The organism is Bradyrhizobium sp. NBAIM08 (assembly GCF_020193935.1).
Classification (GTDB): Bacteria; Pseudomonadota; Alphaproteobacteria; order Rhizobiales; family Xanthobacteraceae; genus Bradyrhizobium; species Bradyrhizobium yuanmingense.
This window is the reverse complement of sequence record NZ_JADYVR010000001.1, coordinates 1,177,852-1,191,333: the sequence shown is the minus strand read 5'-3', so window position 1 is coordinate 1,191,333 and position 13,482 is coordinate 1,177,852. Positions and strand designations below refer to the sequence as shown.

Below are 13,482 nucleotides of genomic sequence, written 5' to 3'. Positions count from 1 at the left end.
ATCCCCGCGACTGAGGGCCGCAGCCGCAAGTTCCGAAACCGGCTTCACTTTTCGGGAAGTCTGACCATCTTAGGGGCACGTCCCCATGCCGGGGATTTGGGAAACGCACATGACTTTCTCGCTTCGCTCCCGGAAATTCTTCAACACGATCGCCGTCGTGCTGGCGCTTGCGCTGCCGACCGCGCTGACGATCTCGTCGGCCGACGCCCGCGCGGGTGGCGGCATGTCGTCCGGTTCGCGCGGTACGCGCTCCTATTCGGCGCCGCCGTCGACCACGACCGCACCCGGCTCGGCCTCGCAGTTCAACCGCACCTACACCCAGCCGGGCGCAGGCATGAACTCGGCCGCGACCGCGCCGGCGCGCGGCGGCCTGTTTGGCCGCGCCGGCGGCTTCATGGGCGGCCTTGCGGCCGGCTTCCTCGGCGCCGGCCTGCTCGGCATGCTGTTCGGTGGCGGCCTGTTCGGCGGCCTCGGCGGCCTGTCCTCGATCATCGGCCTGATCATCCAGATCGCGCTGGTGGTGCTCGTGGTCCGGCTGGCAATGTCCTGGTGGCAGCGCCGTCACACTCCGCGGGCGGCTTACGCCAATGCTGAGGCCGGCGCAGCGCCCGGACCGCAGACGAACTATCGCAGCGGCCTCGGTGGCGGCCTTGGTAGCGGACTCGGCGGCTTCGGCTTCGGCGCCAACAACGCGCCGCTCGAGATCAAGCCGGACGACTATGAGGCGTTCGAGCGCCTGCTCGGCGACGTCCAGGCCGCCTGGTCGAACGAGGACGTGGCCAAGCTGCACACGCTCGCGACGCCGGAAATGGTCTCCTATTTCGAGCAGGACCTCGCCCAGAACCGCGCCCGCAACGTGGTCAACAAGGTCGCGGACGTGAAGCTGTTGCAGGGCGACCTCGCGGAAGCCTGGCGCGAAGGCGAGACCGACTATGCCACGGTGGCGCTGCGCTTCGCGCTCACCGACAAGACGGTGGATCGCAACACCGGCGCAATCGTCGCCGGCAGCGAGCAGCCGGGCGAGGCGACCGAGATCTGGACCTTCGCCCGCCGGCCGGGCACAGGCTGGGAATTGTCAGCGATTCAGCAGACCAACTGATCGCGGACGAGATGAGGAACCAGGGCGTCGTGCTTCGGCACGGCGCCCTTTTCTTTTGGGCCTCTCGCAGCACGGCATCGGAATAAGCGGGGGCGCCTCGGGTTGAAGTCAGGCGGCGAACAAAAAAAACGTTGGGAGGACAGGATGATCCGTATCGAGAAATCCATGACGATTTCCGGTGTTGCGCTGGCTATTGTCTTGCTTGCTGCCCCATCGGCGCAAGCGCAGTCGGCCGACATGACCTTCTTCGTGACGTCGAACGGGCCCGGCAAGGGCGCCGATCTCGGCGGTCTCGAAGGAGCCGACGCGCAATGCCAGAAGCTTGCACAAGCGGCCGGCGCCGGCACAAAGACTTGGCGCGCCTATCTGTCGACGCAGGCCGCCGACGGCAAGCCGGCCGTCAACGCCAAGGATCGCATCGGCAAGGGGCCGTGGCAGAACGCCAAGGGCACGGTGATCGCCAAGGACGTCGCCGAGCTGCACGGCGCGACGAACAATCTCACCAAGCAGACCGCGCTCAGCGAAAAGGGTGAGGTCATCAATGGTGCCGGCGACCAGCCGAACCGGCACGACATCCTCACGGGATCGCAACCGGACGGCACCGCGTTCGCCGGGCCGGACGATCGCACCTGCAAGAACTGGACGTCGAGCACGCAAGGCGCCGCGATGGTCGGCCATTTCGATCGCCGGGGTCTGCGCGACGACGAACCCTCGAAATCCTGGAATAGCTCTCACCCCTCGCGCGGTCCCGACGGCGGCTGCTCGCAGGCCGATTTGAAGACCACCGGCGGCGACGGGCTGCTGTACTGCTTCGCGGCGAATTGAGGCGCTGAGTTCTCTCCACCGTCGCGGAGCTCTCTCCATTCGTCATTGCGAGGAGCTCTTGCGACGAAGCAATCCAGAGTGTCTCCGCGGAGGCATTTCAGGATTGCTTCCGCCTTCGCCAAGGCTTCGGCGGACAAGTCGCTTGCGCTCGCAATGACGGCGTATGTTGAACCGCCGTTCCGCCTCACGCTGACGGAACCTTCAGCCACGTGCTACATTGGTCCGATCGCCTCCACGCTCACGGACCTCCCCCATGACATACGAGCTCTACTACTGGCCCGAGATCCAGGGCCGCGGCGAATATGTGCGGCTGGCGCTGGAGGAGGCGGGCGCCGCTTACGTCGACGTCGCGCGCGGTCCGCGCGGATCGGCCGCGATGATGAAGATGATGGATGCGCAGAAGGGCACGCCGCCCTTTGCGCCGCCGTTCCTGAAAGCGGGCAAGCTCGTCATCGGCCAGACCGCCAACATCCTGCTCTATCTCGGCTCCCGCCATGGGCTTGCGCCGAAGACGGAAGCCGGCAGGCTCTGGGTGCACCAGCTTCAGCTCACGATCACCGACTTCGTCGTCGAGATCCACGACACCCATCATCCGCTCGGGCCCTCGCTCTATTATGAGGATCAGAAGGCGCCGGCGAAGAAGCGCACGGCCGACTTCTGGGACGAGCGCGTGCCGAAATATCTCGGCTATTTCGAGCGGCTCCTCGCCGGGAGCGGCGGCATTTACGTGACGGGCCGGCGCCTGACCTATGTCGACCTCTCGCTGTTCCAGCTCGTCGATGGGCTGCGGTATGCTTTCCCCAAGCGCATGAAGGCGTTCGAGAAGGATGTCCCGGGCCTCGTCGGCCTGCACGACCGCATCGCCGCACGGCCCAACATCCAGGCCTATCTCGCAAGCGAGCGCCGCATTCCCTTCAACGAGCAGGGCATCTTCCGCCGCTATCGCGAGCTGGACCGATAGCGACTTCGTGCAGTTGGCGCGTTCACCAGACGCCGGGGATGAGGCGATGGCGCACCCGCGCCGTGTAATCGGTGTAACCGGGCAGACCCTCGCGCAGCGTGCGCTCCTCGATCGGGATGCGGACCGCGAGCAAGGCGAGGAGGAGCGGCATCATCGCAAGTCCCCACCACGATCCCAGCAGCAACGGCACGCCGGTGAAGAACAGGATCATGCCGCTGTACATGGGATGGCGGACATAGGCATAGGGTCCGGTCGAGATCACGTGCTGCGCGCGCTCGGCTTGCAGCTTCACCACGGGCGCGGCGAACGAGTTCTCGCGGAACACCCACATGGTGAACAGTGTCGAGCCCAGGAACAGCCCGAGTCCGAGCACCTGCAACGCCGTCGACATGTCAGAGGATCGAACACGCCGGTCGAGCCCCATCAGGACAAGCCAGGCCAGGATGGCAACGATGAACAGCGCCATGAACATCTTGTCGGCGGCGGGCTGATCCTTTTGAAGCACCGGCCGCAGGCGTTCGGCGAGCAGCGCCGGATCGGTCCGGTAGAGCCACCAGCCGCAGAGTGGGCCGAGCAGGGCGGAGGTTGCGAGGAAGGCCCAGGCCGACGGCCAATGCAGCGTCCCCGCGCACGCGAACAGCAGCGCGCCCATGCCGACGACGAACACGGTGTTCCGCAATAGCAGCCGTGCGAACATGCGCAGGTCCCGAGTGAACGGCGCATGATCCTGGTGCAGCTATCCGGCAAAGATGCGGCCGGACACGCCAAAAGCCCGATCGACCGGATCGGGCGCTTCGGTCTCGGGACGCCTGATCAGGCGAGCTGATCGATCCGCGTGCCCTGACCCGGCGGCAGCGGCGCCGGCGGCTGCGGCTTGAAGGTCGGATTCTCGTCCTTGACCTTTGTCTGATCGTCCTGCGGCTTGGTCGTGTCGTAGTTCGGAACCACGATCGCGATCGGCGGGGGCGCAACGGTAGAAACCTTCATCCGCAAATCCTCACACATGGAAACAATCAAGCCTGCCCTGCGAGGAGCGAAATTTCCTTCAAGCCAATCGTTAAAATGTGAGGGAATTGGCGCGGTGAAGGCTGTGCACGCGTGGCATCCGCAAACCAGACGACGAGGCCTCTCCCCGTCATTGCGAGGAGCCCTTGCGACGAAGCAATCCAGACTGCTTCCGCGGATACAGACTGGATTGCTTCGCTGCGCTCGCAATGACGGAGTATGCGGCGGACGCCATCGCGCGATACGCACCCCGCAAGGGTGCGGAAAGAGCTGGCGCGTGCCCTATTCGTCCTTGCCGCGCGTGATGGCAATGGACGCCTCTGTCTTGGTGCGGGTGCATTCCATGTTGAGCCGGCGGTAGCGCATGGTGACCTTGTCGCCGCGCAATAGACCCATCCGCTTCAGGCAGCGCGTCGCTCCCGTCGTGGTGTCGTCCTTGGTCACGGTGAAGACGATCGCCGCCATCGAGCCGACCAGCGCGTAGAATTCCGGCTTCGGCTTGCGATCACCCTTGGCGTAGAGCTCGATGGAATATTTGTCGCCGCGGCAACCCACGGACAGCTCCTTGGCCGCCGGGTGCGTCAGGTAAACGACATTGGCGGCGCGAAAATTCACCTTGAGGCGATCGACCTGGCTCGCCAGCTCCTTGGCGCTGTCGTCGCAGCGATCGGCGCGGGCAGGCGAAGCGAGAGCCACAAGGCCGGTGAAGGCGGCGGCGACCAGGATCGCGCCGCGGACGTTCAGTTTCAATGTCATGATGAAAAGCCCCTTAGGGCACGCATTCAAGCGTCGGCGGACGCGAATCGCAAGGGTGGGCAGAGGCATTTCCACGAGCTGTGCCAATGCCTTCCCGTGCCGAACCTACCCCTCCCATGCGCACCGCTCCCTTTCTTTTCTGGCTAGAATGCGCTTAGAACGCTTCTATGCTGAGAGGCCCGCCACGGCCCCAAAACCCCGAGATTTGCCCCATGAACGCTCCCACCGCCTTCCCCGACCAGTCCAAGCCCGTTCCGCCCTACAAGCACACCCCGCTGTTCCCGCTGGGCAAGGACGAGACGCCCTACAAGAAGATTTCGTCCGAGGGCGTCAGGGTCGAGAAGGTGCTCGGCAAGGACATGCTGGTGGTGTCGCGCGAGGCGCTGCGGGCGCTGTCGGAGGCGGCCTTTGGCGACATCAACCACTATCTGCGCCCCGGCCATCTGAAGCAGCTCCGCGCGATCCTGGAGGACGGCGAGGCGAGCCCGAACGACAAGTTTGTCGCGCTGGACTTCTTGAAGAACGCCAATATCGCGGCTGGCGGCGTGCTGCCGATGTGCCAGGACACCGGCACCGCGATCATCATGGGCAAGAAGGGCTGCAACGTCATCACCGACGGTGACGACGAGGCGGCGCTGTCCGAAGGCGCGCGTGACGCCTACCTGCGCCGCAATTTGCGCTACTCGCAGGTCGCGCCGCTCTCGATGTACGAGGAGAAGAACACCGCCAACAACATGCCGGCGCAGTGCGAGATCTACGCCGAGGGCGATGACGCCTACAAGTTCATGTTCATGGCCAAGGGCGGCGGCTCCGCCAACAAGAGCTTCCTGTTCCAGGCCACGCCCTCGGTGCTGACCAAGGACCGGCTGCTCGCGTTCCTGAAGGAAAAGATCCTCACCCTCGGCACCGCCGCGTGCCCGCCTTATCACCTCGCCATCGTGATCGGCGGTACCTCGGCCGAGCTGTGCATGAAGACGGTGAAGCTCGCTTCGGCGCGCTATCTCGATGCGTTGCCGACGCACGGCTCGCCCGACGGCAACGCCTTCCGCGACGTCGAGATGGAGAAGGAAATCCACAAGATGACGCAGTCACTCGGCGTCGGGGCGCAGTTCGGCGGCAAGTATTTCTGCCACGACGTGCGGGTGATCCGCATGCCGCGCCACGGCGCCTCGCTGCCGATCGGGCTTGGCGTGTCCTGCTCGGCCGACCGCCAGGTGCTCGGCAAGATCACCAGGGACGGCGTCTATCTTGAGGAGCTCGAGCACAATCCCGCGCAATACCTGCCGCAGGTCGAAGAGTCGCTCGGCGGCGAGGTCGTCAAGATCGACCTCAACCAGCCGATGAAGGACATTCTGGCGACGTTCTCGAAATATCCGATCAAGACGCGGGTCTCGATGACGGGCACCATGATCGTCGCGCGCGATAGCGCCCACGCCAAGCTGCGCGAACGGCTGGAGAAGGGCGAGCCGCTGCCGGACTATTTCAAGAACCATCCGGTCTATTATGCCGGTCCCGCCAAGACGCCCGAGGGCTACGCCTCCGGCGCGTTCGGTCCGACCACCGCGGGCCGCATGGATTCCTTCGTCGACCAGTTCCAGGCTGCCGGCGGCTCGATGGTGATGGTCGCCAAGGGCAACCGCGCCCCTAGCGTGCGGGAGGCCTGCAAGAAATACGGCGGCTTCTATCTCGGCTCGATCGGCGGCGCCGCGGCGAACCTCGCCGAGCACTGCATCAAGAAGGTCGAGGTGCTCGAATATCCCGAGCTCGGCATGGAAGCGATCTGGCGCATCGAGGTCGTCGATTTTCCGGCGTTCATCATCATCGACGACAAGGGCAACGACTTCTTCAAGGAGTTGAATTTGGGCTAGTTGCTTCACCCGCACGCGCGCGGGGGAAGATGCTCGTGCCGTAACAATGATCGTCATGCCCGGGCTTGTCCCGCCTGCGCGGCCGAAGCCGCTTCGGCGAGGCGAAGGCCCGGGCATCCACGTTCTTAGTGCCGCAAAGAAGCCGTGGATGGCTGAACAACAAGCCCGGCCATGACGAAGCCAATGCTTCAGCGCCTCAACTGCAATTCGTGACCTGGTTGGAGCACAGCGCGCGCCACCAGCCGCGGACGCCGTCGTGGCTCTCGACCAGACCCCAGAGCCCACTGCAGGCGAAGATGCGCTTCGGGCCGCCGTCGGTGTCGAGCGGCCCGCCGAGCTCGCGCTGGGCCGGCATCCATTTGGCATCGATGAAGGGCGCCTGAAACAGCCCGCCCATGCGCGTGGTGCCACTGGCATAGTTCGCGCCGACCTTGTTCGAGGCGACCCAGCCGCGCCCGGCATAGGGCCTCGGCGCGCTGCGCGGATATCGCGTCTCGTCCTCATAGTCCTTGCCCGGCGGCCTCGCGTCTTCGATCAGGAACCAGCCGTCCCTGAAGCCGATGATGCGGAATTCGGTCAGCCAGCCGCCCTCGGGCGTGTTCTCGGCGCCGCCGAGCCTCAGCCGGTAGGGCGGCGGCAATGTGCCAAGCACGCGCGCCTTGATCGACGGCTCGGCGCGCACGTTGAGGCCGCTGGAATCCTTGTCGATGGACCAGGCGCCGAGATCGCAGGGCTCGGTGCCAGCAGGCAGCTTTGCGCGCTTGGCGGCGAGCTCGGCGTGCATCCCGGCGAAATCATTGTCGTCGTTATCAGGGGCCGGCCCGGTGCGCGGCTTCAGCTCGGCTGACGTCGCCCGCGTCGCGTCCGCAGTCAGCGTGACGACCAGAACCTGGCGCGCCGCAAAGACGCTCCCCGGTGTCTTCGGATCGTTCGATGTCGCGGGATAGACCGCGAGATAACCGGTCGACCCCTCGGTTCGATAAGCGGTGCCGGCAACATAGCCTGCCGGCACCAAGGCGAGCGCGCTCGCGCGCCACGCCGGTTCGCTGTCACCTGCGCGCGCGGCCTGTGCTACGGCAGACAGGACTGCCGCCGCGATGAGGAGGAGCGCACGCATCGGTGCAGCGCGCGGTTTACGCCCGCGCGCCCGTGAACGGGAAGCTGCCCATCGGGCCGATGCCCATCTCGCCACTGATGCTGTCGCCGGAGACCGTGCCGGTGAATTCGAGCGTGAGCGGCATCGGCTTGTCGATCGAGACCTTCCAGGAGACGTTGTCGCCGGAGACGGTGCCGTCGAAGATCTCGGTGGTATTGCCTTCCGCGCCCTGCGTGCCCGTGAGCGTGCCGCCAGCAGCCTTCAGGCTCAGCGTCGCCTGGCGCTCGCCCATCGGCGTCGTCATGGTCAGATTCCAGTTGCCGTCTACGGCCATTCCCGTCTCCCGAACAGATTGCGGCGGTCCGCGACGATCCGCGGCCGTCCCTGGCCGAGCCTATAGCCCAACTCGCAGCTCCTGCCTAACGCTCCGGTAGGGCATTTAGGCGCGGGCAGCGGCGCGTCGGCGGTTGGTTACGATCAGCCGCAGAACGAAGTACTGCACGGCAAAAGCCAGGATCTTGGCGCCGCCTGCGACCACCATAAGATAGAACGCCCAGAGCTTCAGATCGCCGGTGGCGGCGACTGCCATCATGCCGGCGCCGATCACGAACATCAGCGCCGCCCAAGCATAGCCCGCGATGGTGACATATTCCGGGACGGTCTCGACGATGACGGGCGGCATGTAGCGCAGCATCCAGCCGCGCTTGAGCATGATCGCGCCGATCGCGAAATGTGCGATCGAGGGTTTTGCCAGCATGAAGCGCGGATCATTGGTCAGCAGCGTGATACCGCCGAGCACGATGACCAGAGCGAGGCTCGCATAGGTCATGTAGTGGAGCGGCTGTCCCTTGAGGCGCGCATAGAGCACCTGCGCGAACGCGCCGGCAATCGCCACCGCCGTTGCGAGGATCACGTTGTCGGTGAGGAGATAGACGGCCAGGAAGATGATAACGGAGAGGAGGTCGGAGGCGAGGCGGGCGAATACGTCCTTCATCGTCATTCCTGTTTCGCGGTCGTGGGCAGGGCGCAGACTGCCGCACCCTACTTGATCCGGCGATGCCCGGCATATCACTTTGTGAAGACAACCGCGTACGAGATAGCGCATGGCAGCCCCCGACCAGAATGCCAGGCCGGGACCAGCAGCGCGGGATTCGGAACCGCAACAAGCAGAGCGCGATGCGCGAGACAGGGAGCCGCGCCGGACCACCCGTCTCTTACAATGTCAAGACGACGTAAACGACCTCCAGAAAATGAAGTGCTGCAACGAGCTGGCTGGTCATCTCGTCGACCAACCCCGTCCAGGGCAGGCGCGACACCATCGGGAGTGCGGCCGCGAGTAGAAGGCCGGCAGCGAGCAGGACGCCGCCTTCGAAGAACGTGAGGCTTCGCCGGCGCAGCCGTATCGCCAAGCATGCAAGTACGGCGCCGGCCGGGGCGATGACAGCGGTGGAATACGCGGTGATCGAGAGCATGTGCATCGGGCTTTCTTTGACCACGCAATATCCACGTGGATTCCGGGATCGCGATCTCCTCGCGCCCGTTGACGAGGGCTACGCCGCGCCGACCCAATTGCCGTGGAAGCCGTCGGGGACGCGATGTCCGAGCTGCACCAGGGCGGCAGGACCCGCCTCGATATCGGTGGCGTTGAACACGGCGAGATCGCTGCGGTTCTCCCGCGCACGCCAGACCACCGCGAGCAGCCAGCCGTCGCCTTCGGCGGCATCCCTGGATCGCTCGACGAAAACAGGCTCGGAGATGGTGTCGCCGGCCGGCAGCAGATATTGGCCGAGCCGCCTGCCGTTGCCGTCGACATGGACGATGCCCGACAGCGCGCCGAACATCGGCAGTTTCGGATTGGCGCAGGCGTACCAGCCGTGACGGCTCTTCAGCCCGGCGCGGCGATCGTCGATGCGCGGGAATTCTCCGGTGAGGTCGTCCAGGTAGGTCTGCTGGAAGCGGTCGGTATTGCCTGCGAGATCGAAGGTCCAGCGGCAATGGCGGGCGCGCGATTTCTCGGGATCGGTGGGGCGGCCGTCCGGATGCGGAAACAGCGGCGCTTCCTCGAACTGCATGACGTCGGCGACGATGCGGTTTTCGTCCTCCCACGCATTCATGACATGGAAGACGTAGCACGCTTCGGCACGAAACCAGACAATGTCCTTGGCCGTGCCGCTGCGCTTCATCACCCCGACATAGGCGCCCTTGTCCGGCTCCCAGGCATAAGGCGGCCGTCCGCTCATCGCGCGCTCCATGCTGCCCGTGATCGGCAGGATCGGAAACAGCACATGGTTCGCGGTGACGATGAAGTCGTGCACCATGCTGGCATAGGGCGCCTCAAACCGCTCGAACCGCGTCGCCTTGCCTGTTGCGTCGATCGATCCGTAGGAGAGGGCAGGCGTCAGCGGGCCCGCAGCGTTGTAGCCGAAGAACACCAGCTCGCCGGTGACGGGATCGATCTTGGGATGCGCGGTGAAACTGCCGGCGACGCGGCCCTGGTAGTTGTGATAGCCGCGCGTCGCCAGCGTGCCCGGCTCGATCTCCGTCGGCAGGTGCGCTTCTTCCAGCGCCAGCAGCTTGCCGGCGTGGAAGACGATGTTGGTGTTGGCGACGCCGCCATCGGTCAGGTTTGCCGGCGCATCCGGCAGCTTGCGGCCGAAGCCGCCGAACAGCGCGCGGCCGGCGTCGTGCTCGGCGAGCCATTTCGGCGTGCGGACCCAGCGGTTGCGGTAGCTGGCGCGCCCGTTCTCGAGATGGAAGGCGTGCAGCATCCCATCGCCGACGAACCAGTGCGCGCCGGGCGAATCGAACTGCGGATTGGGGCCGTTGCGATAGAGCGTGCCGTTCAGCTCGCGCGGCAATTCGCCGACGATCTTCAGGAAGGGCGCGTCGGCCTCGAATGGGATCGGCGCGATATTGTTGCTGCGCTCGGCCATGGCGTCGTGCTGCACGGCGAATCCTCCCTTATCTTTACATCGTAAAGATTGAGTAGACCCGATCGCAGCTTTCGTCAAGCGAAATCTTTACACTGTCAATATTGCGTCATATAGCTTGCAAATGGCCAAGACAGACACCAAGGGCGACGCGGCGCGCAGCCCGCGTGCCCTAAGAAAAACCACCTCGACCGCGGCATCGCGCGCCTCGCGGCGCGCCAGAACCGCCAAGACCGAGACGCCGTATCATCACGGCGCGCTCCGCGAGGCGCTGCTCCAGGCCGCCGAACGGGTGCTGGAGCGCGACGGGCTCGCTGGCCTGACGTTGCGCGCGGTGGCGCGCGAGGCCGGCGTCTCGCATGCCGCTCCCACCCATCATTTCGGCGACCTGACGGGCCTGCTCAGCGAGCTCGCGGCCGTCGGCTTCCGCCAGTTCAACGCGGTCATGAACGCTTCGTGCGATGCCGCCACCACGCCGCTCGAAGCCGCGCTGGCGCGGCCGAAAGCCTACATCGCCTATGCGCAGGCCCATCCTGGCATGTACGGCATCATGTTCCGCACCGAGCGGCTGGATTATTCGAGGCCGTCGCTGCACGAGGCGGCCGAGGCATCCTTCGCGGGCCTTACCAATGCGATCGGCATGATGCGGCAGGAGCAGATCAGCGGCGACGCGCTGACGCTGAACCAGGGCGCCGCGATCGCGCGAGCCTGGTCGCTGGTTCACGGCTTCACCATGCTGCTGCTCGACGGACGGCTGAAGGACATTCTCGCGCGGCTGCCGGAGGGAACGACGGCCGAGCGGCTGCTCGAGACGATGCTGACCGCTCCAGTGACCGATAAGCTGCCCGGCTCCTGATCACCAGGTGTGACGCAACTCTTGCTTTATTCAAGCGTTGATGCGCCATGGCAAAGGCATCGCGCTCTCCCTGGAAACGTGCCAACCCCCGTAAACGCGCGGGTAAGGCATCCAAGCATCTCAGTCCTGCACAGAAATCGGCGGCGAAGGCACGCGCCCGCCGCGCCGGGCGACGCTATCCCAACCTCGTGGACAACATGCGCGTGGCAGCGAAGAAGACCTCCAAGAGGAAGACGCCTTCCAAGTCGAAATCCTCCAAGGCAAAGTCTGCGAAGAAATCTGTCAGGAAAACCGGCAAGCGTAACGCAAAGAAGACCTCAAAGTCCTCGCGCAAGCGCGTCGCCTCCGCGCGTGAAAAGGATCCGCGGGGCGGGCTGACAGCAGCTGGCAGAAAGGCTTTCGCCCGCAAGCAGGGTTCCCATCTGCGACCAGGCGTCACCAAGAAACAATCCGAGATGACCCCGCAGGAAATGCGCCGGAAGGGAAGCTGGGCGGTTCGCTTCTACGGCCGCGCCAAAGTGCCACCGCTGGTCGATGCCAAGGGTCAGCCGACCCGGCACGCATTGTCGGCACATGCCTGGGGCGAGCCTGTTCCGAGGACGGTGGCAGCGGCCAGGCGCATTGCCGCGAAGGGCGAGCGCCTGCTGGCGCGCTACCGCCGCATCAAGGACAATGCCTAGCGCATTGTCGCGAGCTCGACGGCGCGGCCGCGCGCGCCGATGATCTTGACCTCGTCCTTGCCGCAAGCGAAACCGCGGGCGAGATCGTCGGCGGCCTTGCGCGCGAGCTCGTTGGCGTTCGGGTTGGCGATCCCATCGACATAGGCGACGTGGCAGACCGGACCCGGCGGCAGCCGGGTCACGACCAGCATGGCCTTGGTGTTCGGCCGACCCTGCTTGTCGGGATCGGAATTGTCGGCGATGTGCCAGCGCTGGATGATCGCGAACGGCCTTGCGCCGGCCGCGCGCCATTCGATGGTCGTCTCCGATGAATTGAACGGCCCGAACCAGACGTTGGCTGCCGGTTCCTCGGCTGCTGCCTTGCGGCTGCGCCCGACCGAGACGATCTCGCGAAGATCGTCCTCGGCGATCAGCACGATCAGGCCGTCCTTGCCCGGACAAACCCGCGTGCTGCTGCCGTCGAGCGCGCCGGGCTTGCCGATCTGCCGGCAATCTTTTGGAGCCGTCGAGGTGTAGCTGCTGCCCAGGGATTGGGCGTCGGCGCGGCTCAGACCGATGCAAGCCATCAGGACGGCGAAGCCTATTGCGGTGACACGGTTCATGTGAAGCTTTGATGGACTGGGAACTTCGTCCCATCAGACGTCTTGATTGTGGGCAAGGTTCAAACAGCGACGCGATATACCTGACAGCGGCGCGGAATCGTTCTACAAGAGCGGCTTCGCTTAAGCCGTGCGGGCCTCGTTCGCGTTCTCATTCTCCTGATCATGCCACCCACCTCGAACAAACCTTATCGCGTCGGCCGCTCCAAGACCGGGCTCGGCCTCTTCGCCACCAAGCCGATCAAGAAGGGGACCCGGATCATCCGCTATTTCGGACCGATCCTGGACTCGCGCATTCCCGAGCAGGACGAAATCGAGAACAAATATCTGTTCGAGCTCAACGGGCGCTGGACCATCGACGGATCGGTGCGCAAGAACCTCGCGCGCTACATCAACCATTCCTGCCGCCCCAACGCGGAATCGGACGTCCGCCCGCGCGAGCGCAAGGTCTATATCCGCGCCATCAGGAACATCGAGCCGGGCGACGAGATCAACTACGATTACGGCACCGACTATTTCAAAGCCTATCTGAAGCCGATCGGCTGCAAGTGCGATTCCTGCGAGAAGAAGCGCAAGAAGCTGCGCGCCGAGGCGAGGGCGGAAGCCGCCAAGGTGAAGGCGCGGGCCGAGCGCAAGGCGCAGAAGGCGGGCGCGAAAAGCACGGCTACGAAAAAGAAGAAGCTGAACGGCAAGCACTTCCCCGGCAAGGTCGGTCGCGCCAAGGCGTAGCCTCGCGCAGCACCCACCGGCTTTCACGAGTCCCCCTGATTGATCCTCAGGCTGCCGGCTGAAATGCAGCGGAGTCTC

Annotated in this window: 17 protein-coding genes; 7 read left to right on the top strand and 10 right to left on the bottom strand. The window is 65.1% G+C overall.

What is annotated here, in order from left to right; all coding sequences use genetic code 11:
- Positions 1–85 precede the first annotated feature (85 nt).
- The 3 genes from I6F37_RS05940 to I6F37_RS05930 all read left to right on the top strand — a co-directional run bounded on the left by I6F37_RS05940 (position 86) and on the right by I6F37_RS05930 (position 2,885).
- Entirely contained in the window at positions 86–1,099 is a 1,014-nt protein-coding gene (locus I6F37_RS05940; protein ID WP_036013065.1) for a Tim44 domain-containing protein, read from the top strand.
- Between the two features lie 144 nt (positions 1,100–1,243).
- Complete coding sequence (locus I6F37_RS05935) at positions 1,244–1,924, top strand: lectin (RefSeq protein WP_036013064.1); 681 nt, start codon at positions 1,244–1,246, stop codon at positions 1,922–1,924.
- A 253-nt stretch (positions 1,925–2,177) separates the two neighbouring features.
- Positions 2,178–2,885 (top strand): glutathione S-transferase, encoded by a 708-nt coding sequence (locus I6F37_RS05930; protein ID WP_036027902.1) that lies wholly within the window; start codon positions 2,178–2,180, stop codon positions 2,883–2,885.
- Positions 2,886–2,907: 22 nt separating this feature from the next.
- Here I6F37_RS05930 and I6F37_RS05925 read toward each other — a convergent pair whose 3' ends face one another.
- From I6F37_RS05925 to I6F37_RS05915, 3 genes are all read right to left on the bottom strand, one after another.
- Positions 2,908–3,582 carry an isoprenylcysteine carboxylmethyltransferase family protein gene (locus I6F37_RS05925; RefSeq protein WP_036027901.1) on the bottom strand — a complete coding sequence of 225 codons (675 nt, stop codon included), beginning with the start codon at positions 3,580–3,582 and terminating at the stop codon, positions 2,908–2,910.
- A 116-nt stretch (positions 3,583–3,698) separates the two neighbouring features.
- Positions 3,699–3,872 carry a hypothetical protein gene (locus I6F37_RS05920; RefSeq protein WP_167361693.1) on the bottom strand — a complete coding sequence of 58 codons (174 nt, stop codon included), beginning with the start codon at positions 3,870–3,872 and terminating at the stop codon, positions 3,699–3,701.
- Between the two features lie 300 nt (positions 3,873–4,172).
- A complete protein-coding gene (locus I6F37_RS05915) occupies positions 4,173–4,646 on the bottom strand; it encodes a hypothetical protein (protein ID WP_036013057.1) in 474 nt (157 codons plus the stop codon).
- A 212-nt stretch (positions 4,647–4,858) separates the two neighbouring features.
- Between I6F37_RS05915 and I6F37_RS05910 the strand changes: the two genes are divergently transcribed.
- Entirely contained in the window at positions 4,859–6,514 is a 1,656-nt protein-coding gene (locus I6F37_RS05910) for a fumarate hydratase (RefSeq protein WP_036027899.1), read from the top strand.
- Positions 6,515–6,710: 196 nt separating this feature from the next.
- Here the strand turns inward: I6F37_RS05910 and I6F37_RS05905 are convergent, their stop codons facing one another.
- The 5 genes from I6F37_RS05905 to I6F37_RS05885 form a co-directional block, all read right to left on the bottom strand.
- Positions 6,711–7,631, bottom strand: coding sequence for an SH3 domain-containing protein (locus I6F37_RS05905; RefSeq protein ID WP_225150555.1), 921 nt, complete (start codon positions 7,629–7,631; stop codon positions 6,711–6,713).
- A 16-nt stretch (positions 7,632–7,647) separates the two neighbouring features.
- On the bottom strand, positions 7,648–7,944 hold the full coding sequence (locus I6F37_RS05900; RefSeq protein ID WP_036013050.1) for a hypothetical protein: 297 nt from the start codon (positions 7,942–7,944) through the stop codon (positions 7,648–7,650).
- A 105-nt stretch (positions 7,945–8,049) separates the two neighbouring features.
- On the bottom strand, positions 8,050–8,604 hold the full coding sequence (locus tag I6F37_RS05895; protein ID WP_036013049.1) for an inner membrane-spanning protein YciB: 555 nt from the start codon (positions 8,602–8,604) through the stop codon (positions 8,050–8,052).
- Between the two features lie 220 nt (positions 8,605–8,824).
- Positions 8,825–9,088, bottom strand: a complete 264-nt coding sequence (locus tag I6F37_RS05890) for a hypothetical protein (RefSeq protein WP_036043814.1) — start codon at positions 9,086–9,088, stop codon at positions 8,825–8,827.
- Between the two features lie 72 nt (positions 9,089–9,160).
- Positions 9,161–10,558, bottom strand: a complete 1,398-nt coding sequence (locus tag I6F37_RS05885; protein WP_225124704.1) for a carotenoid oxygenase family protein — start codon at positions 10,556–10,558, stop codon at positions 9,161–9,163.
- Positions 10,559–10,664: 106 nt separating this feature from the next.
- Between I6F37_RS05885 and I6F37_RS05880 the strand changes: the two genes are divergently transcribed.
- Positions 10,665–11,396, top strand: a complete 732-nt coding sequence (locus tag I6F37_RS05880; RefSeq protein ID WP_225124705.1) for a TetR/AcrR family transcriptional regulator — start codon at positions 10,665–10,667, stop codon at positions 11,394–11,396.
- A 175-nt stretch (positions 11,397–11,571) separates the two neighbouring features.
- Here I6F37_RS05880 and I6F37_RS05875 read toward each other — a convergent pair whose 3' ends face one another.
- Entirely contained in the window at positions 11,572–11,805 is a 234-nt protein-coding gene (locus tag I6F37_RS05875; protein ID WP_225114263.1) for a hypothetical protein, read from the bottom strand.
- Between I6F37_RS05875 and I6F37_RS05870 the strand changes: the two genes are divergently transcribed.
- A complete protein-coding gene (locus I6F37_RS05870) occupies positions 11,771–12,076 on the top strand; it encodes a DUF6321 domain-containing protein (protein WP_225125314.1) in 306 nt (101 codons plus the stop codon). The two genes, I6F37_RS05875 and I6F37_RS05870, sit on opposite strands and share 35 nt — an antisense overlap.
- Here the strand turns inward: I6F37_RS05870 and I6F37_RS05865 are convergent.
- Complete coding sequence (locus I6F37_RS05865; protein WP_225124707.1) at positions 12,073–12,678, bottom strand: hypothetical protein; 606 nt, start codon at positions 12,676–12,678, stop codon at positions 12,073–12,075. The genes I6F37_RS05870 and I6F37_RS05865 overlap by 4 nt on opposite strands.
- 162 nt (positions 12,679–12,840) lie before the next feature.
- Between I6F37_RS05865 and I6F37_RS05860 the strand changes: the two genes are divergently transcribed.
- Complete coding sequence (locus tag I6F37_RS05860; RefSeq protein ID WP_225124709.1) at positions 12,841–13,404, top strand: SET domain-containing protein; 564 nt, start codon at positions 12,841–12,843, stop codon at positions 13,402–13,404.
- Positions 13,405–13,482: the final 78 nt, after the last annotated feature.